Consider the following 24,921-nt stretch of genomic DNA (forward strand, 5'->3'; position numbering starts at 1 on the left):
GCATCGTTAACGCCAGCGCGGAGGGCGGATTGGCCCACCGGGCCCGCGCTTCGCTCATCCGGCCTGCGCACTGCCCGCTACAGCGTCACCACGATCTTGCCGAGATGCTTGTTGGCTTCCATGTGTTCGAAGGCCTTGCCGATGTCGGCGAATTTGTAGACCTGGTCGATCGGCAGCTGCAGCTTGCGCGCTTCGACGGCGGGCCAGATGTCCTTGCGCACCTCCTCGAAGATCTCGCGGATCTCCTCGATCGAGCGGGTGCGGAAGGTGACGCCGATATACTGGATGCGGCGCGCCGCGTGCAGGTCGAAGTTGAAGTCGCCATGGGTGCCGCCGAGCCGGCCGACATTGACAATGCGGCCCTTGACCTTGGTCGCCTTGAGATTCTGGTTGGCGACCGATCCAGAGACCTGGTCGACGATCAGATCGACACCTTCACCACCGGTCGCTTGCAACACCTGATCGACCCAGCCGGGATCCCTGGAATCCACCGCGAGATCGGCGCCGAATTCCATCAAGCGGCCGCGGCGCATCGCATCGGTCGAGGATCCCACCACGAGCTTCGCGCCCTTCAGCTTTGCGATCTGCATCGCCATCAAGCCGACGCCGGAGCTCGCGCCCTGGATCATGACGGTCTGGCCGGGCTGCAACGCGCCGTTGGTGACGACGGCGTTGTGCATGGTAGCGAGCGCGACGGGCAGGGTGGCGGCCTCGTCGAAATTCATGTTCGACGGTGAGCGAAACAGCCTGCCGTGGTCGGCGAGCGTGTACTCGGCAAACGCCGCGCCGCCCGAGCCCATGATCTTGTCGCCGACCTTGACGCCCTTGGCATCGGGACCGAGCTCGCAACCTCGCCGGCCCATTCCATGCCGAGCACGGTGCCGACGCCGCCGGCCGCGCCATGGGCGTGGCCCTTGGTCATGCCGAGATCGGCGCGGTTCAGCCCGCAGGCGTGAACCTTGACCAGCACCTGCGTACCATTCGGCACCGGCTTGGCGACGTCGGTGATTTCAGGGCCGTTGGCTCCGTACACGTAAGCTTTCATGGGCTTGTTCTCGTTGGTGTCGTCTTACGCGAATAACGCCGAAGTCCCGTCATCCTGAGGTGGCCGCTTCTTCAGCGGCCCTCGAAGGATGAACGGCCCGGCTGGTGGCCGTCGACCCTTCGAGACTCGCTTCGCGAGCACCTCAGGGTGACGGATAACATTTCCTGCTTCGGTCGGAAGCTATTCGGCCGCCTGGCGCTTGGCCCCGGACATCATCGCCTCGAGCCGTTCGCGGATGATCGCTTCCGCCTCGTGGACGATGCGCGAGATCAGCTCGGCGCAGGACGGGATGTCGTGGATCAGGCCCTGCACCTGGCCGGCCGACCAGATGCCCTCGTCGGCATCGCCGGTGGCGTAGACCATCTTGCCGCGGGCGCCGGCGACCAGCTCGCGGACGTCCTCGAACTTGGCGCCTTCCTTCTCCATCGCAACGACCTTGGTCGAGATCGCATTCTTGGCGACGCGCGAGGTGTTGCGCATGGTGCGGAAGATCAGCTCGGTCTCGCGCTCGTCATTGGCGACGATGCGTTCCTTGACGAGCTGATGGATCGGGCTCTCCTTGGTGCACATGAAGCGCGTGCCCATGTTGATGCCTTCGGCGCCGAGCGCCAGCGCGGCGACGAGGCCGCGGGCATCGCCGAAGCCGCCGGAGGCGATCATCGGGATCTTCACCTTGTCGGCGGCGGCCGGAATCAGGATCAGGCCGGGGGTGTCGTCCTCGCCGGGATGGCCCGCGCATTCAAAGCCGTCGATCGAGATCGCGTCGGCGCCCATCCGCTCGGCGGACAGTGCGTGACGGACGCTGGTGCATTTGTGCAGCACCTTGACGCCGTGCTTCTTGAACTCGTCGACATGCTCCTGCGGCTTGTTGCCGGCGGTCTCGACGATCTTGATGCCGCTTTCGATGATGGCCTGGCGATACTCGGCGTAGGGCGGCGGCTTGATCGCGGGCAGGATGGTGAGGTTGACGCCGAACGGCTTGTCGGTCAGCTCGCGACAGCGCGCGATCTCCTTGCGCAGATCGTCCGGCGTCGGCTGCGTCAGCGCGGTGATCATGCCGAGCGCGCCGGCGTTGGCGACGGCGGCAACCAGCTCCGCGCGGCCGACCCATTGCATGCCGCCCTGCACGATCGGGTGGTCGACGCCGAACATTTCGGTGAAGCGTGTCTTGATCATTCTGCCCTCGTTTCCATCGGAATTTTCCGCGACGCGGACGGCCGCGCACGGTGTTGTTTTTGGATGTCGAGGGAAGGATGCAGTCCTGTCCGGCAAATGTCTACCGGTGACCTGCGGCGTGCCCATGCGGAAATGACGGGGCGCGGCGGTCAGGCAAGGGTGGGGGAGAGAGTTTTGGTCAACTGCTCAGGAGCGCGGACCCGGTGCGTACTGTTTCATCCGCGTCATTGCGAGCGAAGCGAAGCAATCCATTTCGCCACTTGCGGAGCGATGGATTGCTTCGTCGCTGCCGCTCCTCGCAATGACAGCCGGAATGTTTGTTACGCCGGCACCGCGTCCTTCTTCGACGCGGCGGTTTCCTCGTCGAACGCGGCCGCGATGTCGCGCATGCTGACGACGCCGATCAGGCTGTAATTGTCGATCACAGGCACGTGGCGAATGTGGTGCTTGGTCATCAGATGACGGATGTGCTCGAGTGTATCGCTCGAGGTGCATGACACCAGCTGCTGCACCGAGACCAGCTGCGAGACCTTCATGCTGGCGCCGGCCGCGCCGTGCTCGGCGATCGCGCGCACCACGTCGCGCTCGGTGAACATGCCGACGGCGGTGTTGCCCTCGGTGCGAACGACATCCTTGACCACGAGCGCGCTGATATTGCTGGCGCGCATCAATTGCGCGGCGATCGCCACCGTCTCGTTCATGCGAACCGTGGCGACGCGAGGGGTCTTCTTGCGCAGGATATCTCCGACTTGCATGGCAACCTCCTTGGTTATCGTTGACAGGATTCTGGTATACAAAATACCAATTGTCAACGCCGCCGTGGCAGAAATCTATCACCAGGAAATCGCCGAAATAGGCAGAACAGCTGACGTTTCAGACGATTGTGACCGGGAGTGAGCGGGCAGGTCGCCGGCCGTTCCGGGCGTTTCTGGTATCTGGTATCCCTGAACTGTCAAAAGAAAGAGGCGCACCGAAGTGCGCCTCCATCGGTTCAGTGCCGAATCCGGCAGCGAAATCAGGCCGGCATCTCAGGCCGTCTTCTCAGGCTGTCTTCTCAGGCTGTCTTGGCGTTGGTCGCGGTCTCGGCGGCGGCCGCAGCCGCCTCGTTGCCGTTGATGAACGCGCGGCGCATCGGCTTGATCACGAACAGCGCCATCAGCGCCGCGGTGGCATTGAGCGCGACCGCGATCACGAACACCGCCTGCCAGCCATAGCTGGCGGCAACGATGCTGGCGGCCGGCACCAGGAGCGCTGCGGTGCCTTTCGCGGTGTAGAGCATGCCGTTGTTGGTGGTCGCGAATTTCGAGCCGAAGGTGTCACCGCAGGTCGCCGGGAACAGCGAGTAGATCTCGCCGAACACGCCGAAATAGACTGCGGTGGCCAGCACGAACACCAGCGGGTTGTGGCCCCAGGTCGACAGCGTCAGCAGCATCAGCGCGCCGGTGCCGAACGCGATGAACATGGTGTGCTCACGGCCGATATTGTCGGACACCCAGCCGAAGAACGGCCGTCCGAAACCGTCGAAGATGCGGTCGAGTGAGATCGCGAAGGTCAGCGCGGCCATCTGGAAGCCGGCGAGCGAGACTGGCGTCGCGGCGATCTTGTAGTCGTGCGCGATCGGCGCGATCTGCGCCGCCGCCATCAGGCCGCCGGAGGCGACCATCACGAACACCAGATACATCACCCAGAAGATCGGGCTGCGCAGCACCTGCGGCGGGGTGAAATCGATCTTGGTCTGCGGCAGGTTGAGTTGCTTCTTCTTCGGCGGGATCGAGACCGCGGGCTTCTGGATGAAGAAGGCGAGCAGGAACACGATCAGGCCTTGCCCGATGCCGAAGTCGAAGAACGCGGTCTGGTAGCCGCTCGAGGCGATCATGTTGGCGATCGGCACCACGGTCAGCGCCGCGCCCGCGCCGAAACCCGCCGCCGTTGCGCCGGCGGCGAGGCCGCGGCGATCGGGAAACCATTTCAGCGCATTGCCGACACAGGTGCCGTAGACCGAGCCGGCGCCGATGCCGCCGACGACCGCCGCGGCATAGAGCACGGTGAGTGAATCCGCGTAGGAGTTCAGCACCCAGGCGAGCGCGATCATCACGCCGCCGAACATGATGACGATCCGCGGGCCGTATTTGTCGACGAACCAGGCCTCGACCGGCACCAGCCAGGTCTCGGTCACCACGAAGATCGTGAAGGCGAACTGGATTGACGCGCGGCCCCAGTGATGCGCGCCGTCGATCGGATCGACGAACAGCGTCCAGCCATATTGCAGGTTGGCGATCATCGCCATGCAGACGATGCCCATGACGAGCTGCAGCCAGCGGAAGCCGCTGAACGAAGGTTGGGCTTGTGTTGCGGCAGCATTGCTGGAAACCATCAAATCCTCCCGAGCGCGCCTGGTCTTCTTGTGACCCAGTGTCGCAATTATTGTGGCGTATCGTCGCAAGCACTTGGCGGGAGGTTGGTATACTATATTCCAGAAAGCAAGCCAATCTTTCTGCTGCGTTGCAGCAAAACTGGCATACTTTGGGCTGATTGGGGCTCGCGATCGGGGCCGCGAAATGAAAAACGCCCGGCGTCGGCCGGGCGTTTTCGTCAGCAGACGTGGCTCGTTACCTAGGCCATCGCCGTCGATTTCTCGACCACGATTTTGCGCCATGGCTTGAGCACTGATATCGCGAGCAGCGAGGCAAGGATGTTGGCGCCGGCTGCGATGATGAACACGTTGTCCCAATTGCCCGACGACTGCTGCATGTAGTTGGCGATCGGTACCAGCAGTGCCGCAGTGCCTTTCGCGGTGTAGAGCAGGCCCGCATTCGTCGTCGCGAACTTGGCACCGAACGTGTCGGTGCAGGTCGAGGGGAACAGCGAGTAGATCTCGCCCCAGGCGAAGAACACGAAGCCCGAGAGCAGCACGAACCAGACCGGATCGTGGCCCCAGAGGTAGAGCATCCAGATGCCGAAGCCTTCCATGCCGAAGGCGATGAACATCGTGTTCTCGCGGCCGATCATGTCGGAGATCCAGCCGAAGAACGGACGCGTCAGACCGTTGAGGACGCGATCGATGGTGGCCGCGAAGGTCACGGCCGTCATCGTCACCGCCATTAGCGTGACCGGCACGCTGTCGACCTTCCAGTCGACCGCGATCGGCTTCAGGTTCGCCGTCACCATCAACCCGCCGGCGCCGACGATCACGAACATGAAGTACATCAGCCAGAAGATCGGCTGCCGCAGCACTTCGGTCGGCTGATAGTTGCGTCGGGTCTGGATGATGTTGGCGTTCTGCACGACGGCCGGCACCTGTCCGGCCTTTGGCGCGAGCAGGAAGAAGGCGAGCAGCACGATGATGATGCCCTGGCCGAGACCGAAATAGAGGAAGGTGGTCTGGAAGCCGGAGTCCTTGATCATCGCCTGGATCGGCGCGACCGTCAGCGCGGAACCCGCGCCGAAGCCGGCTGCGGTGATGCCAGCCGCAAGCCCGCGCTTGTCGGGAAACCATTTCAGCGCGTTGCCGACGCAGGTGCCGTAGACGCCGCCGGCGCCGATGCCGGCGATGATCATGCCGAGATAGTAGCCGTTCAGCGAGGTCGCCTGCGCGTTGATCGCCCAGCCGATCGCGCAGAGGATGCCGCCGATCAGCACGACGAGGCGCGGACCATATTTATCGACGAACCAGCCTTCGACCGGCACCAGCCAGGTCTCGAACAGCACGAACAGCGTAAAGGCCCATTGGATCGATGCGCGATCCCATCCAAACTTCTTCTGGATGTCGGGTACGAAGAACGTCCACCCGTATTGATAGTTTGCGATCATCACCATTGCGGCGACGCCGATCGCAAGTTGCGTCCAGCGATAGGTGTCGCTGACACGCGCGGCCGCGGGGGCCGCAGTTGCCTGAACCATGTCCGACATTCATCCTCCCAGTGCGCGCTTTGTCATTCTGCTTGTGGCGCGGCGCAATCATCTTGGTATCCGATATGCCATGGTTCAAGCTGTCGCAGAGCCAGCGTGCGCATATGCCGCAGAAGACTCAGGCGCGCGCGAACACTAGTTCAGCGCGCAAAAAAATGGCCCCGGAAATCGGGGCCATTGGTCGAAGGTTCAATGTCAGGTCGCATCTTGCAGCGAAACACGCGCGGCGAAGAGCGGCAGGGAATCGCGGTGCGTCAGAGGCCGAAGCGCGGCAGGTCGCCGTTGCGGTTGGAGATCTCCGCGCTCTTCATCAGCAGGCGGTCGATCGAAGCCAGCAGGCGGCCGAACAGGGTGGAGGAGGGCGCGAGCGCGATGGCGGTAGCAGTCGTCTTGGACATTGGTGTCCCCTTTCACTGGAGGCCAGCAATGGGCCGGCATCATCTGCAGCCAAATTATGTATACCAGATGCCAGATACAACGGGTTTGTTTGCATGGCAGCATTCGCCACTGTGCATTGCAGCATAATTGACCCCCTGGCATCCCAGATCCGAGGGAAAGCGGCGTGAAACCAGAGCCTTGAATCAGGCGTTCCCGGCGGCCGGATGTTCGGCCGTAGCCCGTGGTGCCCGCACGGCGCGGCCGTCATAAAGAAGGCCGCCCCGATGGGCGGCCTTGAGTGACTGGGTTTGCTTTTCTTCTTGGCCGGTTGAAGGGTCGGGGCCAGATCCCTTCACCGCGTCCAGTCTTCGCCTGCGCACAGCGTTCCCATGCAGCCGCGTACATTCAGTGTGCCCGACGACACCAGCGTCACCGAGCTCTCATAGGTCTTGCCGTCGTCGGCGTTGTAGATCCGGCCCGCCCATTTGTTCGGGCCGGCGGGCTGCATGTTGATGAACAGCGACATGCCCATCACCGGGCGGGTGCGCTGCGCGGGATCGACATTCTTGTCGTCGAGCTGCGGCTTGCCGGTGGCCTTGTCGGTCGGCTCTTTCAGCCAGACGACGCGGCCGCACAGCGCGGCGCCGCAGCGGTGGACCTTGATCCTGGCGTCGCCGGACTGGGTCAGCCAGACGCCGGCCGGATCGCTCGCCTTGTCGGTGGCCTTGGCGGCTTCGGCGGTGCCGCCGAGGAGCGGGATGTGCAACGCCGCCACGATCAGGCGGCGGGTAAGGTGAGCGTGGATCAGCTGCTTTAGGGCCTTGAGCTGGCCGTCACTATCTGCGGGTAAAGTCATCATCCACCTTCTTCATGAAAAATTTCATGATAAACATGAAATAAATCACGTTTTAGGTTGAGTCAACAACATTACCAAGGCATGATGCATCCCAGCCGTAATGGCCTGTTTGGCAAAAATTTTTTCGGGTGGGTGCGATGGGGAAATCGGTTCGCGAGCAGCGCCAGCTTTGGTTTCGAAGGCTCGATCGGGCGTTCTGGGTGATCTGGGCCGCGCTGCCGGTGGTGCTGTGGCTCGCCTATTACCGCACCACCACGGCCTCGGCCACGATCGCCGAAAGCCTCACCGGCGAGCAGGCCAAATGTGCCGCCATCGTCGCCAACCCGCTCACCATGTCGGCCAAGGGCCAGGTGCTGTTCTGGTCGCTGTTCGCGCTTGGGGTATCGTTTTACGCCGTGTTGATCGGCATCCTTCATCGCATGGTCAATCGATTCGCCAACGGGCGGATCTTCGTGTCCGAAACGCTGCAAGGTGTCTGGTGGATGGGGATCTTCCTGGTGGTCTGGCCGTTTGTGGATACGATCACGACCGTTGCGGTGAGCTATGCCCTGTATCAACTCGGCGACGTCAAGTTCTTCCTGCCGAGTTACGGCGTCGACGTCAGCACCGTCGCCGGCGGCGTCTTCCTGATGGCGCTGAAGTTCGTGATCGAGCACGCCATCCTGTTGCAGTCCGAAAACGAGCTGACGATCTGAGGTGATGCCGGTGCCCATCGTGGTGAACCTCGATGTCATGCTCGCAAAGCGCAAGCGCCGCCTCGGAGACCTCGCGGACGCGATCGGCATCTCGATTCAGAACCTGTCGATCCTGAAGACCGGCAAGGCCAAGGCGATGCGCTTCTCGACGCTGTCGGCGATCTGCCGCGAACTGGACTGCCGGCCGGGGGACATATTGGAGTATGTGCCGGGCGATGAGGGGGGTGAAGGCGAGGGTGGTTGATCCGACGCGCGGTCCCCGCCGCCTGCTCGTCATCGTGGAAAACATTGGCCTGTTGCGCTGATGGCGCAGAAACTTCCGGCAAATTCAGTTACATTCAGACCATATTTGAAAAATTTAGCGTCATCCGGAGCAATGCGTGGCGTCAGACGCAGTCAGCCTGGTTGGTACAACAAGTGTAGTCGACGCGGCCGCGGCCCGAGCGCGGTTTTACGTGAAGATCGTGACGCGCGGCGAGATCGAGGGGTGCCCGGCTTGGGCTGCCACTTTCGCCGATTTACGCAAGGATAACCGCTACTACGAGATCGTGGAGGATACGCTCCGCGACGGCGTCGAGTACCGGTACCTCGCGATCATCGACCGGGCAGACTGCATCCAGGCGGTGCAGCCGTTTTTTTTACTTGAGCAGGACATTCTCGAAGGACTAGGCGCCGAATGGCAGCCGTTGCTGGCGCGCATCCGACGCTTCGTTCCCGGATTCCTCAAGATGCGCACCTTGATGATCGGGTGCTTTGCCGGAGAGGGACATCTCGCCGGATCAGACACGGTGTCGCCTGGCGAGATCGCCGAGATTCTTTGCCGCGAGATCGTCGATCTCGCAAAGTCGTGCCGGGCGCAGCTCATTGTCCTGAAGGAATTCCCTGCGCGCTACCGGCCGGTGCTGGAGTGCTTCATCCGGCGCGGCTTCGCCCGCGCGCCGAGCATGCCGATGACGGCGCTCAACATCGAGCACGACGATTTCGACGCGTACATGCGAAATGCGCTGTCACGGTCCGCGCGCTGGCAGCTCCGCAAGAAATTCAAGGCAACCGACGGTCAAACCATAGTCCTCACCGTCACCGAAGATGCAAGCGATGCCGTCGACGAGATCCATCCGCTCTACCTGCAGGTCTTCGATCGTTCGAAATTCCGTTTCGAGAGGCTGACAGCCGACTATCTGCGCCGGCTTGGCAGCGACATGAAGGACAAGGTCCGCTTCTTCATCTGGCACCGGGGCGGGAAGGCGGTCGCCTTCAGCCTCTGCATGGTCGAAGGCGACAGTCTGTTCTGGGAGTATGTCGGGTTGGACTATGCCGTCGCCCTCGACCTCCATCTTTACTACTACACCATTCGCGACATGATGAACTGGGCGATGGCCAACGGCTACAAATGGCTTCGCAGCACGGGTCTCAGCTACGAACCGAAATTCCGGATGCGCCACGATCTCGATCCGCTCGACCTCTATGTGCGTCTTCGTTCTCCGCTTCCCAACTTTATTTTCAAGCTGCTGCTGCCCTGGATCGTGCCGGCCCGCTACGACAAGACCCTGCGGCGGTTCACGAACTATCGCGATCTCTGGTAGCGGGGCGAGGCAACAAACGGACTCCCGATCGAGGGGCTTGTCACCGGCTCGCGATTGCGCGAGGACCTCTGCCTCGAAGCGGTCGAGACGCGCTTCGGCTTGGCTACGTCGATCGATCCGATGAGCCGACCGGAAGCGCGCGCCGGTTAATCGCATTGAGAGGTCGGGTTGCCCGTTCAAGACGAACGACGCCCGCCTCAATTCATCCAGCGCGGCAGCGGCAGGTTTTTCTTGCGCAGGAAATCCGGATTGAAGAGCTTGGACTGGTAGCGCTGGCCGCCGTCGGCGAGGATGGTGACGATGGTCTTGCCGGGGCCAAGGTCGCGTGCAAGCCGCATCGCCCCGACGATGTTGATCGCGCTCGAACCGCCCAGCACCAATCCCTCATGTTCGATCAGGTCGAACAGGACCGGCAGCGCCTCCTCATCCGTGATCTGGTAGGCGATGTCGATCGGCGCGCCTTCAAGGTTCTTCGTCACGCGGACCTGGCCGATGCCCTCCGTGATCGAATCGCCTTCTGTCGTGAGCTTGCCGTTGGTGAACCAGTTGTAGAGCGCGGCGCCCATCGGATCGCTGAGCGCAATCTTCACGGTCGGATTGCGTTCCTTGAGGGCGCGTGCAACGCCGCCCAGGGTGCCGCCGCTGCCGACGGCGCAGGTGAAGCCGTCGATCTTGCCGTCCGTCTGCTGCCAGATCTCGCGGCCGGTCGTGCGATAGTGGCCTTCGCTGTTGGCGACGTTGTCGAACTGGTTCGCCCAAAATGCTCCGAGCTCCGCGGCGAGGCGCGCGGAATAGCGTGCATAGTGGCTGGGATCGGAATAGGGCACCGCGGGTATCAGGCGCAGATCGGCGCCGTAGAGCCGCAGCAGGTCCTGCTTCTCCTGGCTTTGCGTGTCGGGCATCACGATCACGGAACGGTAGCCGCGGGCATTGGCCACCAACGCAATGCCGATGCCGACATTGCCGGCCGTGCCTTCGACGATGGTGCCGCCCGGCTGGAGCAGGCCGCGTTGCTCGGCATCGTTGATGATCGCCAGAGCCGCACGATCCTTGATCGAGCCGCCCGGATTGAGGAATTCCGCCTTGCCGTAGATGTCGCAGCCGGTGGCATCCGATGGCCCGCGCAGCTTGATCAGGGGCGTATTGCCAATCGCATCCAGAAGACCCGAGCGAACGTTCATGGTGCCCCATCCTTCGTTTCCACGGCTATCTTACGCCGGGCCGGTCAGAGCGTTGGTGCTGTTCTCGCGGTGATTTGGGAAGCATCTCTATCGTCCGCGTGGCGATGCCGGCGATTTCGTTCTTTTTGAAGAGGCGCTATTCACACGAGCTTTCGCTTCGCAGAGGGCAATCCAGGTGCCATAGCTCCAGACGAAATGCCGCCGTTCAAGCGGCGGCATTTCGAGGGCACGTATGCTATTTCAGCTTATAGGTGCCGGTTTGGTGATTGCAGTCCTGAAATGTCCCGGCCTTGATGACCGGAAACGGTCCGAGCGGCTGGACCGTGCCGCTTGCGACCATGCCTTCGTATTTTCCAGTGCCGACGACATTCTCGCGAGTGACCTTGCCGTCGTTGCCGAGAGCAAAGGTGGACAGGCGCTTGTCGCCATCCGCATCGATGGCCTCGCACACCGTGGATCCGGTGTTCTTGCCGTCGAGCGAAGCATTCATCCCAACGCAGCGGAAGGTGTGCTTGTCAAACATACCGCCCGGAGTGGTGCTTCGGATAGCCCCCGTCATTTCGTAACTGGCCGCAGTGTGCGTCTTGGAGAAGGTGATCACGTTGTTCGTGCCGGACCAGCACGCGGTGTAGTCGTAGTTGCCCTCCTTCGGCACTTCGGCTGCAAACGCAGATGGTACGGTGGCGACGATCAATAGGGGTAATACGTAAGTTCGCATGGCATTCCCCTCCTGAAAATGGATTCAAAATATCTGTCCCGCGAAAACGGGACAGTGAAGGGTAGCACACTGATCGGAGTTTATGAGGGGCAATTGTCCCCAAAGCGGGCCTCGCTACGGCCAAAAGCATCGCGGCGATCTGACGCCTCGGCTTCCAACCCCGAGGACAAGGACTTGGCCGGAAACAAATGCGGAAGGCGGAGTGCCTTCTGTGTGAGCGACAGCATCGAAATTGAGAATTGCTACCTGAGGGACGCTGAGCGCCAAAAGCAAATGGCGTGCTCGTTCGTTTACGATCCGATCCGGCCGCCGACCGCGCCGAAGAGGTAATCGAACAGGACGCAATTTGCTGCGCTGCATTGGTCTACACATGGCCTTTGGCGGACGTGCGCGGAGCGACTGGTCTTCATCATCGTCCACTGTTCGATGCGGGCGAAAATCTCGCCGAATGAGTGACTTTGTCCTGAGATTGAGGTAGCTTTTTTTGCCCAAATGGCATTTTGGCTTGGTGGGGCAAAGACGGAGTCGCCTCTCAGGCGACCTATTTTTTAATCCAACTTCCTTCGGACCCGCTCTTTTTCGGAGTCCCTTTGCACTCAGGCGGGCGCGAGTCGCAAGAGGAGCAGAGGCAACGCGCTCAGAGGTCGTCGCTCCCCGAGGAGGACTACCGTGAAGAAGCGATTTCTTTCATATTCAATTCTGCGGACCATGGCTCGTTATGAGCGCGCCGGCGCGCGCGCGTGAGCTCGGGGATGGCGCATGGCAAGAACTGTTGGCCCGTCACAACCAACTCGTCAGGGCTGAGATTAGTCGGTTCCGCTAGGGGCCTCGACCATAAAATCCGGCTGTTTGAGGTGGCCGCGCGCTAACGCTGGAATTCGTTCCATTGCTTCGAGCAAAAGGTGATGACGCGCTCGGACGAGATCGATCGAAATGGAGATATCGATAGAAGTATGAGGAGACAGACCATGTCGACTACGCTGCACCAAAGGAGCCTGCTCATCTCGGCGATATTCGGATTGGCCGTCAATTGTGCTTTGATTTCGACGCCTCTCGGTGCCGCCGGGGCCCAGGGCCAAAAACCGATACAGGATCCCATCACAGGTAACGAAGATCTCGGTGACCTAAGCCAGCCTCAACAGGCTTTGGCCCAATTTTACCGCGGGTTCAACACTCGCGATCTGAAAATGATCGACGAGAACTTTGCTGATTCCGATGAGGTCGCAATTGACAATCCTCTCGGAGGGATTCGGCGGGGAGCAGATCAGCCGCACTTGATGTACCAGGGAGTCTTCAAGAGTTCGGCGGACGTTCACGTTGAATTTTGGGACTATACCATCCATCGCGCGGGCGACGTCTTTTGGGCCGTGGGGCGGGAGCGCGGCACCTACCATGATGGTGACGTCGTAAAAAGTCTGAACATCCGCACCACCCGAATTTTTCAACTGATGAATGGTCGCTGGCGCCAGATGCACCATCACGGATCAATCGAAGACGCCAAACTCCTTGGTGACTATCAGAGCGCAGTACGATCCGCAGCGCCGATAACGAAATAAATTCGGGCTGACGCCGAACGGCGGCGAATATTCCGCTTCTGATCGCGCATCGCGTCGGTTCGCGGCGGCACTGCGCCATGGTCATTCTCGGCGCGAAGCGGACGTGAACCGGCAGGCAAAACCGGCTGGATCGAGTCGAAGATGATCCCTAGCGGATCAACACATTAGATCCGCGATTTCAAGCAAAACAAAAATGGCCGCGGTTGCCCGCGGCCATTCGTGGTGTTGATTGAGCGCGGCCGTTACTCGGCGGCCTGCTTGCGCGGCGGATCGAGCGCGCCGGAATCGTGGATCTCTGCGACCTGGTGATCGCTGAAGCCGAGCACCTCGCGCAGGATCTCGTCGGTGTGCTCGCCGAGCAGCGGCGAGCGCTGCACGTCGCTCGGCGAATCCGACAGCTTGATCGGGTTGCCGACCGAGACGTACTTGCCGCGGGTCGGGTGATCGACCTCGACCACGGTGCCGGTCGCGCGCAGCGACTGGTCTTCCGCGATCTCCTTCATCGACAGGATCGGGCCGCAGGGGATGTCGTCCTTGTTGAGGATCTCCATCGCCTCGAACTTGGTCTTGGTCATCGTCCACTGCTCGATGCGGGCGAAGATCTCGTTGAGGCGCGGCAGGCGGGCCGGCGGCTTGGCGTAGTTCGGATCGGTCTTCCAGGTCGGCTCGCCGATTACGTCGCAGATCTTCTCCCAGACGGGGGCCTGGGTGATGAAGTAGATGTAGGCGTTCGGGTCGGTCTCCCAGCCCTTGCACTTCAGGATGCGGCCGGGCTGGCCGCCGCCGGAATCGTTGCCGGCGCGCGGCACGGCATCGCCGAACGGAATGCCTTCGCCGAACTGGCTGTATTCCTTCAGCGGGCCGTGGGCGAGGCGCTGCTGGTCGCGCAGCTTGACGCGGGCGAGGTTGAGCACGCCGTCCTGCATCGCGGCGGTGACGCGCTGGCCCTGGCCGGAATGGGTGCGCTGATAGAGCGCGGTGACGATGCCGAGCGCGAGGTGGAGGCCGGTGCCGCTGTCGCCGATCTGCGCGCCGGTGACGAGCGGCAGGCCGTCGCGGAAGCCGGTGGTCGAGGCGGCGCCGCCGGTGCACTGCGCGACGTTCTCGTAGACCTTGCAGTCCTCATACGGGCCGGGGCCGAAACCCTTGATCGAGGCGACGATCATCTTCGGGTTGATGGCGTGGATCTTCTCCCAGGGGAAGCCCATGCGATCGAGCACGCCGGGGCCGAAATTCTCGACCAGCACGTCGCACTGCTTGATCAGCGCGGTCAACACTTCCTTGCCCTTCGGGTTCTTGGTGTCGAGCGTGATCGAGCGCTTGTTGTGGTTCAGCATGGTGAAATACAGGCTGTCCACGTTCGGGATGTCCTGCAGCTGGCCACGCGTGATGTCGCCGACGCCGGGGCGCTCGACCTTGATCACGTCGGCGCCGAACCAGGCCAGCAATTGCGTGCAGGTCGGACCCGACTGGACGTGGGTGAAATCGAGAATGCGAACGCCCTTGAGCGCCTTGGTCATATCTATTGCTCCGTACTCTGTCTGCCCCTGCACCCGCAGGGAGTGATGTGGGTTTGAGGGGTTACTTCTTCTTCAAAACGCTCTGCGGATTGAGGTTGCCGATGCGGCCGCTCTCCGAGCCCGCGGCCGGATCGATCACGGCGTTGATCAGGGTCGGCTTGCCACTATCCAGCGCCGCATTGACCGCGCGCTTCAGCTCGTCCGGCGAGGTGGCGTTGACGCCGACGCCGCCGAAGGCTTCCATCATCTTGTCGTAGCGCGAGCCCTTGACGAACACGGTGGTCGCCGGATCGTCGCCGGCGCTGTTGACGTCGGTGCCGCGATAGATGCCGTCATTGTTGAAGATCACGACGCAGATCGGCAGCTTGTAGCGGCAGATGGTCTCGACCTCCATGCCCGAGAAGCCGAACGCGCTGTCGCCTTCGACCGCGAGCACGGGCAGGCCGGTCTCGACCGCAGCCGCGATCGAATAGCCCATGCCGATGCCCATCACGCCCCAGGTGCCGACGTCGAGCCGCTTGCGCGGCTTGTGCATGTCGACGACGCCGCGGGCGAGGTCGAGCGTGTTGGCGCCCTCGTTGACGAAGATGGTGTCGGGGCGTTCCGCGATGATGGCGCGCAGCGCGCCGAGCGCACCGTGATAATCCATCGGCGAAGCGTTGCTCATCAGCTTCGGCGCCATCTTGGCGACGTTGTCGTCACGCTTCTTCGCAACGGTGGCGAGCCAATCGCCCGGCGCGGCCGACCAGTTCGCGCCCATGGCGTCGAGGAACGCGGAGACGCAGGAGCCGATATCGCCGACAACGGGGGCGACGATCTCGACGTTGGAATCCATTTCCTTCGGCTCGATGTCGACCTGGATGAATTTCTTCGGAGCCTCGCCCCAGGTCTTGCCCTTGCCGTGCGAGAGCAGCCAGTTGAGGCGGGCGCCGATCAGCATCACGACGTCGGCTTCCTTCAGCACGGTCGAGCGCGCCGCGCCCGCGCATTGCGGATGCAGATCGGGCAACAGGCCCTTCGCCATGCTCATCGGCAGGAACGGCACGCCGCTCTTCTCGACGAAATTCTTGATCGCCTCGTCGGCCTGCGCATAGGCCGCGCCCTTGCCGAGGATGATCAGCGGACGCTTTGCGCTCTTCAGGACGTCGAGCGCGCGCTTGACCGAAGACGGGGAGGGGATTTGCTCGGGCGCCGCGTCGATCACCTTGACCAGCGACTTCTCGCCGGCCGCAGCGTCCATCACCTGGCCGAACAGCTTTGCCGGCAGGTCGAGATAGACGCCGCCCGGACGGCCCGACACCGCGGCGCGGATCGCGCGCGCAAGGCCGATGCCGATGTCCTGGGCGTGCAGCACGCGGAACGCCGCCTTGCAGAGCGGCTTGGCGATCGCGAGCTGGTCCATCTCCTCATAGTCGCCCTGCTGCAGGTCGACGATCTCGCGCTCGGACGAGCCGGAGATCAGGATCATCGGGAAGCAGTTGGTGGTGGCGTGCGCCAGCGCGGTGAGGCCGTTGAGGAAGCCGGGCGCCGACACCGTGAGGCAGACACCGGGACGCTTGGTCAGGAAGCCGGCGATCGAGGCCGCATAGCCGGCGTTCTGCTCGTGGCGGAACGAGAGCACGCGAATGCCCGCCGCCTGGGCCATGCGGCCCAGGTCCGTGATCGGGATACCCGGCACACCATAGACGGTGTCGATGCCGTTGAGCTTGAGCGCGTCGATGACGAGGTGGAAGCCGTCGGTCAATTCTTGCTCGGTGCCCGGTGCCTCGGACTTCGTAGCGGTATTCAGCATCGGCATCGTCTCCCTGATCGTTCTTGTTCGGACGATCTGATTGTCGTCTGAAGCGTGTGTGGATTCTCAAACTTACGTGAACAACTCTTGGCCATGGGCCTCGACATAGGCGGCAAGGCCGAGCGTGTGATCGCGGGCGCGCTTCTCGGCGAGCTCGGTGTCGCGCGCTTCCAGCGCCTCGATGATCCCGAGATGCTCCGGCAGCGAGGTTGCGGTGCGGTCCTTGCGGCCGATCGTGAGCTGGCGATAGCCGCGCACATGCAGCAGCAGGTCGTTGGTGAGATCGACCAGCACAGGCGATTCCGACAGCGAGATCAGCGCCTGGTGGAAGGCGATGTTGGCCTTGGAATATTCCTCGATGTGATCCTGCGGCAGGCGGTCGTCGCTGAAGTCCTTGAAGAAGTCGCGCAGCGACGAGATGTCCTTCTTGCGCGCGGTGGTCGTGATCAGGCGCGCCGCCATGCTCTCCAGCGCCGCCCAGGCGCGGATCATGTCGACGATCTCCGCCTTGGTGCGGCGGACCACGACGATGCCGCGGCGCGGCACGGTCTTCACGAAGCCGTCCTGCTCGAGCATCGCGATCGCTTCGCGGATCGGCGTGCGGCTGACGCCGAGGCGCTCGGACAATGCGCGCTCGTCGAGCATCACGGGCTCCGGCGTCGCGTAGATGTCCATCTTCAGGATCGCTTCCTTCAAGGCTTCATAGGCCTTGTTCTTGAAGCTCGTCTCCGGCGCGATCCGGACGATGGCGATATCTGTGTCAGCCATGGTGGGTGACGCCTTGGTCTGTTTCGGTTCTGGCACGACTCGTCTCCTCCTCTTGGAGACGTCTTCTTAGCAGAAGAAATTACCCTAGATTTTTGGCATGCCAAATACCAGAATGTCAAGCTGCCCATATTTTTGGACTTTTTGATCGTCGACCGACCTTGACAATTACGTTTTTGGCATACCAAATGCCACGAAATTTGTCCCAGGAGGAAGCCGATGTCAAATTCTAAGGATGCGGTCCGCAAAATTCTCGATGCGGTCAGGGCCGACAAGCGTACGAGCCTCACCGCGCCCGAAGGCAAGGTGGTTTGCGACGCCTACGGCATTCCGGTGCCGAAGGAGGGCGTTGCCAAGTCGGCGACCGAGGCCGCCCGGATCGCCTCCGATATGGGCTTCCCGGTCGTGATGAAGATCGTCTCGCCCGATATCCTGCATAAGACCGAGGCCGGCGGCGTCGTGGTCGGCGTCAAGAGCGCCGCGGACGCCGAGAAGAGCTACGAGACGATTCTCGCCAACGCCAAGAAGTACAAGGCCGATGCCAAGATCGAGGGCATCCAGGTCCAGCAGATGCTGGGCGGCGGCACCGAGGTGATCGTCGGTTCGATCACCGACGGCTCGTTCGGCAAGCTGGTCGCTTTCGGCCTTGGCGGCGTGCTGGTCGAAATCCTCAAGGACATCACCTTCCGCCTCGCGCCCGCGACCAAGGAAGATGCGCTGTCGATGCTCGACGGCATCCAGGCGCATGAGATGCTGAAGGGCGTGCGCGGCGGCGACCCCGTCAATCGCGAGGCGCTCGCCGACGTCATCGTCAAGGTGTCGCAGCTGGTCAGCGATTTCCCCGAGATCGTCGAGCTCGACCTCAATCCGGTGTTCGCCACCAGCAAGAACGCGATCGCCGCCGACGTCCGCATCGTCGTCGACTTCGACTACAAGCCGCGCCCGGCGCCGCGTCCGACCGAGGAGATCGTCGCGGCGATGAGCCGCATCATGCAGCCGAAGGGCGTAGCGGTGATCGGCGCCTCCGCCGAGGACGGCAAGATCGGCAACTCGGTGATGAAGAACCTCATCAACGGCGGCTACAAGGGCGAGATCTATCCGATCCACCCGAAGGCGGAAGAGATCTTGGGCTACAAGGCCTACAAGAGCGTCAAGGACGTGCCCGGCGTGATCGACACGGCTGTCTTCGCGATCCCCGCGAAATTCGTCGCCGGCGCGCTCGCCGAATGCGGCGAGAAGAAAATCCCCGGCGCAGTGCTGATTCCCTCGGGCTTTGCCGAAGCCGGCGCGCCGGAATTGCAGGCCGAGATCGTCGAGGTCGGCAAGAAGTACAATATCCGCCTGATGGGGCCGAACATCTACGGCTTCTACTATACGCCGGCCAATCTCTGCGCGACGTTCTGCACCGCCTACGACGTCAAGGGCCACGCGGCGCTGTCGTCGCAGTCGGGCGGCATCGGCATGGCGATCATCGGCTTCTCGCGCTCGGCCAAGATGGGCGTGTCGGCGATCGTCGGCCTCGGCAACAAGTCCGACATCGACGAGGACGATCTGCTCGCTTTCTTCGAGCAGGATCCCAACACCAATTTGATCGCGCAGCACTGCGAGGACCTGAAGGACGGCCGCGCCTTCGCGGAGGCCGCCAAGCGCGTCTCCAAGAAGAAGCCGGTGGTCGTGCTCAAGGCCGGCCGCACCTCTGCGGGCGCGAAGGCGGCGTCGTCGCACACCGGCGCGCTCGCCGGCAACGACAAGATCTACGAGGACGTGTTCAAGCAGTCCGGCGTGATCCGCGCGCGCTCGCTCCGGCAACTGCTCGAGTTCGCCCGCGGCGTGCCGGTGCTGCCGACGCCGAAGGGCGAGAACGTGCTGATCATCACCGGCGCCGGCGGGTCCGGCGTGCTGCTCTCCGACTCCGTCGTCGACAACGGCCTGTCGCTGATGCAGATGCCGCCGGATCTCGATGCGGCGTTCCGCAAGTTCATCCCGCCGTTCGGCGCAGCCGGAAATCCTGTGGATATCACCGGCGGCGAGCCGCCGATCACCTACGTCAACACGGTGAAGCTCGGCCTGTCGGACGAGCGCATCCACGCGCTGATCCTCGGCTACTGGCACACCATCGTGACGCCGCCGATGGTGTTCGCGCGCAACATGGTCGAGGTGAAGAAGGAGATGGAGGCCAAGGGCTTCGTCAAGCCGATCGTCGCCTCGCTCGCCGGCGACGTCGAGGTCGAGGAAGCCGCCGAGTACCTGTATCAGAACGGCATTCCGGCCTACGCCTATTCGACCGAATTGCCGGTCGAGGTGCTGGGCGCCAAGTACAAGTGGGCGCGCGGCGCGGGCCTGCTCTGAGATCGACGATCGATGCCGCTTCGGACGGGTTCCGAAGCGGCATCAAGACCCGGTTAACAGCATCCGAGAAATCGGGGGCTAACGGATAATCCGGCTTTAATGGGGAGCCGACTAAACGTCTCTTGGTTGCAGCGTGCCGGATGCCTGGAAGCATCCGATATTGCGTCCGGAGGAGGCGTTTTCCCCATCATGTCAATTCAGGTCGATTCGGATTTTGCGAGCGACGATCGCGCCAGGGCGCAGATCGGCGCGGCGGTGAGCTATCTGCTCAGGGATACAACCGGCGCTGCGCGTGAGCACGCCGTCGAGACGATTGTCGAGATGGTGCGCGAGATCGCGAGCCGTCCGGCAGGTGCCGAAATGGCAACGCTTCAGCCGCTGATGAGCGGCGTCGCCTACCGGGACTTTGTCATCGATGCGTACCGCCGCGATGTCGATCGCTGGCGCGCGACCATCCGCCGCTCGAACGGCAAGAAGATCCGGATCGCCTCGCCGCCGTCGGTGCGCGACGAGGCCACGACCACAGCGGATGCGATCACCGCCGAGAAGGCCATCGAGTTCGCCAGGCGAGCAATCGATCTTGGCGAGGTGATCTGACCCGCACGGCCGGCCGCTGCCGCGGCCGCGAACGTCCGTCCGGCGGCCATTGGTCTATGCCTGGGACGCGCGATGTGCGAATCTTGATCCATCGCATCCCAGCTGAGACATGCCATGCCGTCCGAACTTCGCTCGCCCCGTCTCGCCGTCCTGATCGACGCCGACAATGCATCCGCAAAGATCGCCGATGGATTGTTCGAGGAGATCGCCAAGATCGGCGAGGCCAGCGTGCGCCGCATCTATGGCGACTTCTCCAATCCGAGGTCGAAGGGCTGGGCCGACATCCTGTCGAAGCACGCCATCATCCCGCAGCAGCAATTCGCCTATACGACCGGCAAGAATGCCTCCGACATCACGCTCGTGATCGACGCGATGGACCTGCTGCACAGCGGCCGGTTCGATGGCTTCTGCCTGGTGTCGTCGGACAGCGATTTCACCCGGCTTGCCGCCCGTATCCGCGAGCACGGCATCGACGTGTTCGGGTTCGGCGAGCAGAAGACGCCGGAAAGTTTCCGGCAGGCCTGCCGCCGGTTCGTCTACACCGAGAATTTGCGTGGCGGCGTGGTGAGCAACCAGGACTCGGCCGCGCGGGCCCAGCCGTTGCAGCCGCCCGAGGCAGCGACGCCGATCATCAAGAAGGTGCTCGGCCAGATCGCCAGTGAAGACGGCTGGGTGACGCTTGGCGAGGTCGGACGCCAGCTCGCCAATGTCGCGTCGGATTTCGATCAACGGACTTACGGCTTCCGCACCCTGGGCGAACTGGTGCGCAGGACAAACGCCTTCGAGATCGATCACCCCAAGGGCGGCGCGATGCGGATCCGCATCAAGCCCGCGGCTGCGCCGCCTCAAAGACGGCGAGCGCCAAGACGGCGAGCCGATCAGAAACCGCTGGAATGAAAAGCGCGCGCCGCGGGGTCGATCTGAACATCTTCCGAATCTGAACCAATGATGAATGCCGCTTCGGAGGCTATCCGGAGCGGCTTCTTCATTTGTGCTGGAACTGGAGCGAGTTGCGCGGGAACTGGAATTTGCGCGCAAGTTGCCGCGCTGGAACTGGAACGTCTCATTCGCTCCGATGTTGAGATGCGTCGATCAAATCGGAGGAGGAGAATGATGAACAAGCGTTTTGCCGTTTCCCTTGTCGTTGCTGCGTCGCTGCTCGCGTCCGGTTCGGCCTTCGCGCAGTCCACGACTGCTGCGGGCGCCGCGAATGGTGCGCGGGCCGGCGGCGAGATTGCGGGCCCGGTCGGCGAGATCGTCGGCGGCACGGTCGGTGCTGCGGTCGGCGCCGGTCTCGAGATTCCGAATGCGGTGATCACCTCGATCCCGCGCGGCGAGCCGTCGGTCGTGGTGCGCGAGCGCGTCGTGGTCGGCGAGCCGCTGCCCGACACCGTCGTGCTGCGCCCGGTGCCGCGCTACACCGAGTATCGCTATGCGGTCGTCAATGATCGCCGTGTGATCGTGGACGCGCGCACCCACCGGATCGTCAAGATCATCGACTGATCGCGCCTGGCTTCATCTGACTGCGGACATCCTCGCGGGCACATCGCCCGCGGGGATTTTCTTGGCCCCATGAATACTGGCATGGCACAGGCTCGGTTTTTTCATGAAGCGACCGGTTGGCCTGACCGCCTGATCCCCTAGACTGCCCCCAACGAGCGGACGCGGCCAGCGTCGGCCAAGAGCAGGGGATGGAAACATGGGTCGGAAGATCGCGATCGTCGGCGCGGGTGCGGTCGGCGGCTATGTCGGCGCGCATATGGCGCAGGCGGGTGAGGACGTCACCTTCATCGATCCCTGGCCCGAGCATGTCGAGCATATGCGCAAGCACGGACTGCGCGTCACGCATGCGATGGATGTTGCCGAGTTCTCGGTGCCGGTACGTGCGCTGCACGTCACCGACGCGCAGCAACTGGCCAAGGAAAAGCCGGTCGACATCGCCTTCATTTGCATGAAGTCCTACGACACGGCCTGGGCCACCATGCTGATCCGGCAATACCTGGCGGCGGACGGCTACGTCGTGTCGCTGCAGAACTGCATGAACGAGGAGACCATCGCCAGCGTCGTCGGCTGGGGCAAGACGCTCGGTTGCATCGCGAGCAGCATCACCGTCAATCTGCCCGAGCCCGGCCATATCCACCGCGGTGCCGGCAAGGGTGGCGCAGCGCATACCGTGTTTCGCGCCGGCGAGGTGCATGGCCGCATCACCGCGCGGGCGGAGGAGGTCTGCCGGCTGGTCGGCTATTCCGACAGCGCCAAGGTCACCTCCAATCTCTGGGGCGAGCGCTGGTCCAAGCTCGTCGCCAACGTGATGGGCAACGGGCTGTCGGCCTGCACTGGTCTGGCGGGCAGCGAGGTGCTGCAAAGCGAACCGCTGCGCCGCTTCTCGACCCGGCTCGGCAGCGAAGCGATCCGCGTCGGCCAGGCACACGGCTATCAGCTGGAGGAGATCCTGCACCTCCCGCCCGAGACCATCGCCCGCGCCGGCGAGGGCGACGAAGCCGCGATGCGCGCCTGCGACGAGCAGCGCTTCAAGGATGCAAAGCGCACCTCGTCCGCACAGCGCCCCTCGATGGGCCAGGACATGCAGAAGGGCCGCCGCACCGAGATCGAATTCCTCAACGGCTTTGTGGTGCGCGAGGGCGAGAAGCTCGGCCTCGCCTGCAACGCCAATGCAGCGCTGACCGACATCGTCAAGCGCGTCGAACGCGGCGAGCTGAATCCGGATCCAAGGCATATCACGGAGCTAAGGATGAATTGAGCCGAGTTCCGGCTATGATCAGTCGGCCCGAGGCGCCATCGTCGACGGCGCGCACGATCATTTGATGCCGTACATGGCCTCCATGTAGTCTGCCACGCTTGGCTTGATCGCCGACGCGGCTGCGATATCGGCCTCGCTGCCTGCAACATCTCCCTTTTGCCGTTTGGCCATTGCGCGTCCGTAGAGCGAGTTTGGCTGTCGCCTTGCGTCGATCTGCACCGCAGCGTCAAAGGCTTCAATGGCCTGATCCGGCGCGCCCTTCTTGAGGTAGACGAGGCCGCGAGACTCCAGAATGTTGGGGTCGTGAGGTCGAATTCGCAATGCTTGGTCGCAATCGACCAGCGCGCCATCGAACACACCCCAAAGGGCTTTGAACTCACAGCGCCTGCGCAGCCTATCCGCGTTGCCGAGCTCAAGCGTCAAGGCCAGGCCAAGATCATCGACGGCGCGTTTGTAGTCTCGTTTGCCGGCGTAAGCATCGGCTCGACGCGAGAAGGCTGTCGCATTGGTGGGACCGAAGTCGAGTTGAAGCGCCCTGTCATAGTCGGCTTCGGCGCGACCACGATCGCGGCTGAGATCGAATATCCGGCCCCTCATCACGTATCCGATTGAGCACTCGGGATCCAGCCTGACCGATTGATCCAGATCCAAGATTGCGCGGCGGTAGTCGCGCTTGCTCATATACGCCACGCTGCGGACAAAGTACGCGCGGGCGTGTTGGGAGTGAGCTTGATGGCCTTGCTGGTGTCCGCGATGACGCGATCATACTCGGTCATTCGCGCAAGAATCTCAGCGCGGATAAGGAAGACAATCGAAGAGCTAGGAGCAAGGACTATCGCACGATCATAGTCCTTGAGGGCCCTGTCGAGCTCGTTAGCTTGCGCGTAAGCCGCGGCGCGATTTATCCGCAGGGGAAGGTTGTCCGGGTCGAGCTCGATAGCTTGGCTCCAAAGCTCGATGGCTCGTTCGCGCGCGCCCAAGGCCTTTGCAGAGTCTGCAGCTCTGACAAGCGGGATGGCCTCGTTCTTCGGCGCTTTGGCTGAAGGGCCGATCGCGGACGGTGAAACGTTGTGTTGGCAGGCTGAACCGATCGGCCCCGGCGGTCGTCCCTCGGCCGGCGCGGGCGTCGCTGCTCCTCCCCAGAAGACCAGTGTGAGCAGTGCGAAAGCCAAATGCTGGAGGATGGACGCGCGGCACAAGCGGCGACGCTGTGGGCATTTGAATCGAGGCGCGATCGAGACGAGGACTGTCCTGCAATTTCGAGGCAACCACATTCCGCAATTTCTTTTAGTTGTATCGAATCGACACTAGCACACGTTGTTGTCGCGCAAATGAACAGCCAGTACTGCAAATGCGGCGTTCTACCGCATGTCGGATTTTGCGGGTTAGCGGTTGCGCCGCTGGCTTCTCCGCAGATTGATTTCTGCGGCCCTACAGCAGCTGCCGCACCCCCATCCCGTGCATGAACCGCTCGCGGATCTGGACGGGGTCGCGGCGGGTGGTGCCGGTGCCGGGCTTGTCGTCGATGCGGACGCCGATCAGGGTCGGGCCTGCGGTCTGTGTCGACTGCTCGATCAGTCGCTCGAAATCGTCCTCGTCGGCGGCCCAGGAGCTATTGGCGAGGCCGCTGGCGATTGCGACCTGGACGATGTCGGTGTGACCGGCGGCCGGGGTCGGCTGGCTGCCGGTGATCTGGTAGATGCCGTTGTCCATCACCACCATCGTCAGGTTCTTCGGCGCCAGCGTCGCGATGGTCGAGAGGCAGCCGAGCTGCATCAGCAGCGAGCCGTCGCCTTCGAGCGCGAACACGCGGCGCTTCGGCTGCGCCAACGCGACGCCGAGTGCGATCGGAAACGCCAGGCCCATGCTGCCCAGCATGTAGAAATTCTCCGGGCGATGGCCGGCGGCCCAGAGATCGAAATTGGTGTTGCCGATGCCGCCGATCACGGCCTCGTCCTTCAATTTGCTGACGAGGCGCTGCGTCAAATCGAAGCGGTTCATCACCTTGGTGTTGCGCGCGGGCGTGCTGGTCATGGCCGA

Annotated in this window: 23 protein-coding genes and 1 pseudogene; 9 read left to right on the plus strand and 15 right to left on the minus strand. The window is 62.8% G+C overall.

Annotated elements, in window-relative coordinates:
• Nucleotides 1–77: 77 nt before the first annotated feature.
• From AKN84_RS29130 to AKN84_RS29155, 7 genes and pseudogenes are all read right to left on the minus strand, one after another.
• Nucleotides 78–1,045: pseudogene (locus AKN84_RS29130) on the minus strand (zinc-binding dehydrogenase).
• Nucleotides 1,046–1,225: 180 nt separating this feature from the next.
• Nucleotides 1,226–2,221, minus strand: coding sequence for an NAD(P)H-dependent flavin oxidoreductase (locus AKN84_RS29135; protein ID WP_050423970.1), 996 nt, complete (start codon nucleotides 2,219–2,221; stop codon nucleotides 1,226–1,228).
• Between the two features lie 320 nt (nucleotides 2,222–2,541).
• A complete protein-coding gene (locus tag AKN84_RS29140; protein ID WP_050423996.1) occupies nucleotides 2,542–2,976 on the minus strand; it encodes a CBS domain-containing protein in 435 nt (144 codons plus the stop codon).
• Between the two features lie 299 nt (nucleotides 2,977–3,275).
• On the minus strand, nucleotides 3,276–4,595 hold the full coding sequence (gene oxlT, locus AKN84_RS29145) for an oxalate/formate MFS antiporter (RefSeq protein WP_050423971.1): 1,320 nt from the start codon (nucleotides 4,593–4,595) through the stop codon (nucleotides 3,276–3,278).
• A 239-nt stretch (nucleotides 4,596–4,834) separates the two neighbouring features.
• A complete protein-coding gene (gene oxlT, locus AKN84_RS29150) occupies nucleotides 4,835–6,130 on the minus strand; it encodes an oxalate/formate MFS antiporter (RefSeq protein ID WP_050423972.1) in 1,296 nt (431 codons plus the stop codon).
• A 254-nt stretch (nucleotides 6,131–6,384) separates the two neighbouring features.
• Nucleotides 6,385–6,528, minus strand: a complete 144-nt coding sequence (locus AKN84_RS48195; RefSeq protein ID WP_167350175.1) for a hypothetical protein — start codon at nucleotides 6,526–6,528, stop codon at nucleotides 6,385–6,387.
• A gap of 332 nt (nucleotides 6,529–6,860) precedes the next feature.
• On the minus strand, nucleotides 6,861–7,364 hold the full coding sequence (locus tag AKN84_RS29155) for a DUF2147 domain-containing protein (protein ID WP_430649942.1): 504 nt from the start codon (nucleotides 7,362–7,364) through the stop codon (nucleotides 6,861–6,863).
• Nucleotides 7,365–7,501: 137 nt separating this feature from the next.
• Between AKN84_RS29155 and AKN84_RS29160 the strand changes: the two genes are divergently transcribed.
• From AKN84_RS29160 to AKN84_RS29170, 3 genes are all read left to right on the plus strand, one after another.
• Nucleotides 7,502–8,059, plus strand: a complete 558-nt coding sequence (locus AKN84_RS29160; RefSeq protein WP_050423973.1) for a DUF2975 domain-containing protein — start codon at nucleotides 7,502–7,504, stop codon at nucleotides 8,057–8,059.
• Nucleotides 8,060–8,069: 10 nt separating this feature from the next.
• A complete protein-coding gene (locus tag AKN84_RS29165) occupies nucleotides 8,070–8,303 on the plus strand; it encodes a helix-turn-helix domain-containing protein (RefSeq protein WP_050423998.1) in 234 nt (77 codons plus the stop codon).
• A 136-nt stretch (nucleotides 8,304–8,439) separates the two neighbouring features.
• Nucleotides 8,440–9,642, plus strand: a complete 1,203-nt coding sequence (locus AKN84_RS29170; protein ID WP_347337368.1) for a GNAT family N-acetyltransferase — start codon at nucleotides 8,440–8,442, stop codon at nucleotides 9,640–9,642.
• A gap of 197 nt (nucleotides 9,643–9,839) precedes the next feature.
• Here the strand turns inward: AKN84_RS29170 and AKN84_RS29175 are convergent, their stop codons facing one another.
• A complete protein-coding gene (locus tag AKN84_RS29175; protein ID WP_050423975.1) occupies nucleotides 9,840–10,823 on the minus strand; it encodes a cysteine synthase A in 984 nt (327 codons plus the stop codon).
• Between the two features lie 235 nt (nucleotides 10,824–11,058).
• Nucleotides 11,059–11,541 carry a hypothetical protein gene (locus tag AKN84_RS29180; protein WP_128971262.1) on the minus strand — a complete coding sequence of 161 codons (483 nt, stop codon included), beginning with the start codon at nucleotides 11,539–11,541 and terminating at the stop codon, nucleotides 11,059–11,061.
• Nucleotides 11,542–12,509: 968 nt separating this feature from the next.
• On the opposite strand from AKN84_RS29180, the gene AKN84_RS29190 reads away from it, so the two are divergent.
• A complete protein-coding gene (locus AKN84_RS29190; protein ID WP_128971263.1) occupies nucleotides 12,510–13,097 on the plus strand; it encodes a YybH family protein in 588 nt (195 codons plus the stop codon).
• A gap of 242 nt (nucleotides 13,098–13,339) precedes the next feature.
• Here AKN84_RS29190 and frc read toward each other — a convergent pair whose 3' ends face one another.
• The 3 genes from frc to AKN84_RS29205 form a co-directional block, all read right to left on the minus strand.
• Nucleotides 13,340–14,617 carry a formyl-CoA transferase gene (gene frc / locus AKN84_RS29195; RefSeq protein WP_050423978.1) on the minus strand — a complete coding sequence of 426 codons (1,278 nt, stop codon included), beginning with the start codon at nucleotides 14,615–14,617 and terminating at the stop codon, nucleotides 13,340–13,342.
• Nucleotides 14,618–14,678: 61 nt separating this feature from the next.
• Nucleotides 14,679–16,409 carry an oxalyl-CoA decarboxylase gene (gene oxc, locus AKN84_RS29200; protein ID WP_050424000.1) on the minus strand — a complete coding sequence of 577 codons (1,731 nt, stop codon included), beginning with the start codon at nucleotides 16,407–16,409 and terminating at the stop codon, nucleotides 14,679–14,681.
• 72 nt (nucleotides 16,410–16,481) lie between these two features.
• Entirely contained in the window at nucleotides 16,482–17,177 is a 696-nt protein-coding gene (locus tag AKN84_RS29205) for a GntR family transcriptional regulator (RefSeq protein WP_050423979.1), read from the minus strand.
• A gap of 216 nt (nucleotides 17,178–17,393) precedes the next feature.
• Between AKN84_RS29205 and AKN84_RS29210 the strand changes: the two genes are divergently transcribed.
• The 5 genes from AKN84_RS29210 (at nucleotide 17,394) to AKN84_RS29230 (ending at nucleotide 22,881) form a co-directional block, all read left to right on the plus strand.
• A complete protein-coding gene (locus AKN84_RS29210) occupies nucleotides 17,394–19,523 on the plus strand; it encodes an acetate--CoA ligase family protein (protein WP_050423980.1) in 2,130 nt (709 codons plus the stop codon).
• Between the two features lie 189 nt (nucleotides 19,524–19,712).
• Nucleotides 19,713–20,120, plus strand: coding sequence for a hypothetical protein (locus AKN84_RS29215; protein ID WP_050423981.1), 408 nt, complete (start codon nucleotides 19,713–19,715; stop codon nucleotides 20,118–20,120).
• 114 nt (nucleotides 20,121–20,234) lie between these two features.
• Nucleotides 20,235–21,017, plus strand: a complete 783-nt coding sequence (locus AKN84_RS29220; protein WP_050423982.1) for an NYN domain-containing protein — start codon at nucleotides 20,235–20,237, stop codon at nucleotides 21,015–21,017.
• A gap of 216 nt (nucleotides 21,018–21,233) precedes the next feature.
• The gene (locus tag AKN84_RS29225; protein WP_050424001.1) at nucleotides 21,234–21,623 is read left to right on the plus strand and encodes a DUF1236 domain-containing protein; all 390 of its coding nucleotides are present in this window, start codon (nucleotides 21,234–21,236) and stop codon (nucleotides 21,621–21,623) included.
• A gap of 196 nt (nucleotides 21,624–21,819) precedes the next feature.
• Complete coding sequence (locus tag AKN84_RS29230) at nucleotides 21,820–22,881, plus strand: ketopantoate reductase family protein (protein WP_050423983.1); 1,062 nt, start codon at nucleotides 21,820–21,822, stop codon at nucleotides 22,879–22,881.
• A gap of 57 nt (nucleotides 22,882–22,938) precedes the next feature.
• On the opposite strand, the gene AKN84_RS29235 is transcribed toward AKN84_RS29230, so the two are convergent.
• From AKN84_RS29235 to AKN84_RS29245, 3 genes are all read right to left on the minus strand, one after another.
• Nucleotides 22,939–23,562 carry a tetratricopeptide repeat protein gene (locus tag AKN84_RS29235; RefSeq protein WP_050423984.1) on the minus strand — a complete coding sequence of 208 codons (624 nt, stop codon included), beginning with the start codon at nucleotides 23,560–23,562 and terminating at the stop codon, nucleotides 22,939–22,941.
• Nucleotides 23,559–23,861, minus strand: coding sequence for a tetratricopeptide repeat protein (locus AKN84_RS46160; protein WP_128971264.1), 303 nt, complete (start codon nucleotides 23,859–23,861; stop codon nucleotides 23,559–23,561). The genes AKN84_RS29235 and AKN84_RS46160 overlap by 4 nt, the downstream gene beginning before the upstream one ends.
• Nucleotides 23,862–24,312: 451 nt before the next feature.
• Complete coding sequence (locus AKN84_RS29245) at nucleotides 24,313–24,915, minus strand: thiamine pyrophosphate-dependent enzyme (protein WP_050423986.1); 603 nt, start codon at nucleotides 24,913–24,915, stop codon at nucleotides 24,313–24,315.
• Nucleotides 24,916–24,921: the final 6 nt, after the last annotated feature.

The organism is Bradyrhizobium tropiciagri (assembly GCF_001189845.1).
Classification (GTDB): Bacteria; Pseudomonadota; Alphaproteobacteria; order Rhizobiales; family Xanthobacteraceae; genus Bradyrhizobium; species Bradyrhizobium tropiciagri.

Bases quoted from the DNA above. Each gene is read 5' to 3' on its own strand.
- AKN84_RS29135 (WP_050423970.1), bottom strand. From the start codon at position 2,221: ATGATCAAGACACGCTTCACCGAAATGTTCGGCGTCGACCACCCGATC.
- AKN84_RS29140 (WP_050423996.1), bottom strand. From the start codon at position 2,976: ATGCAAGTCGGAGATATCCTGCGCAAGAAGACCCCTCGCGTCGCCACG.
- oxlT (WP_050423971.1), bottom strand. From the start codon at position 4,595: ATGGTTTCCAGCAATGCTGCCGCAACACAAGCCCAACCTTCGTTCAGC.
- oxlT (WP_050423972.1), bottom strand. From the start codon at position 6,130: ATGTCGGACATGGTTCAGGCAACTGCGGCCCCCGCGGCCGCGCGTGTC.
- AKN84_RS48195 (WP_167350175.1), bottom strand. From the start codon at position 6,528: ATGTCCAAGACGACTGCTACCGCCATCGCGCTCGCGCCCTCCTCCACC.
- AKN84_RS29155 (WP_430649942.1), bottom strand. From the start codon at position 7,364: ATGACTTTACCCGCAGATAGTGACGGCCAGCTCAAGGCCCTAAAGCAG.
- AKN84_RS29160 (WP_050423973.1), top strand. From the start codon at position 7,502: ATGGGGAAATCGGTTCGCGAGCAGCGCCAGCTTTGGTTTCGAAGGCTC.
- AKN84_RS29175 (WP_050423975.1), bottom strand. From the start codon at position 10,823: ATGAACGTTCGCTCGGGTCTTCTGGATGCGATTGGCAATACGCCCCTG.
- AKN84_RS29180 (WP_128971262.1), bottom strand. From the start codon at position 11,541: ATGCGAACTTACGTATTACCCCTATTGATCGTCGCCACCGTACCATCT.
- AKN84_RS29190 (WP_128971263.1), top strand. From the start codon at position 12,510: ATGTCGACTACGCTGCACCAAAGGAGCCTGCTCATCTCGGCGATATTC.
- frc (WP_050423978.1), bottom strand. From the start codon at position 14,617: ATGACCAAGGCGCTCAAGGGCGTTCGCATTCTCGATTTCACCCACGTC.
- oxc (WP_050424000.1), bottom strand. From the start codon at position 16,409: ATGCTGAATACCGCTACGAAGTCCGAGGCACCGGGCACCGAGCAAGAA.
- AKN84_RS29205 (WP_050423979.1), bottom strand. From the start codon at position 17,177: ATGGCTGACACAGATATCGCCATCGTCCGGATCGCGCCGGAGACGAGC.
- AKN84_RS29210 (WP_050423980.1), top strand. From the start codon at position 17,394: ATGTCAAATTCTAAGGATGCGGTCCGCAAAATTCTCGATGCGGTCAGG.
- AKN84_RS29215 (WP_050423981.1), top strand. From the start codon at position 19,713: ATGTCAATTCAGGTCGATTCGGATTTTGCGAGCGACGATCGCGCCAGG.
- AKN84_RS29220 (WP_050423982.1), top strand. From the start codon at position 20,235: ATGCCGTCCGAACTTCGCTCGCCCCGTCTCGCCGTCCTGATCGACGCC.
- AKN84_RS29225 (WP_050424001.1), top strand. From the start codon at position 21,234: ATGAACAAGCGTTTTGCCGTTTCCCTTGTCGTTGCTGCGTCGCTGCTC.
- AKN84_RS29230 (WP_050423983.1), top strand. From the start codon at position 21,820: ATGGGTCGGAAGATCGCGATCGTCGGCGCGGGTGCGGTCGGCGGCTAT.
- AKN84_RS29235 (WP_050423984.1), bottom strand. From the start codon at position 23,562: ATGAGCAAGCGCGACTACCGCCGCGCAATCTTGGATCTGGATCAATCG.
- AKN84_RS29245 (WP_050423986.1), bottom strand. From the start codon at position 24,915: ATGACCAGCACGCCCGCGCGCAACACCAAGGTGATGAACCGCTTCGAT.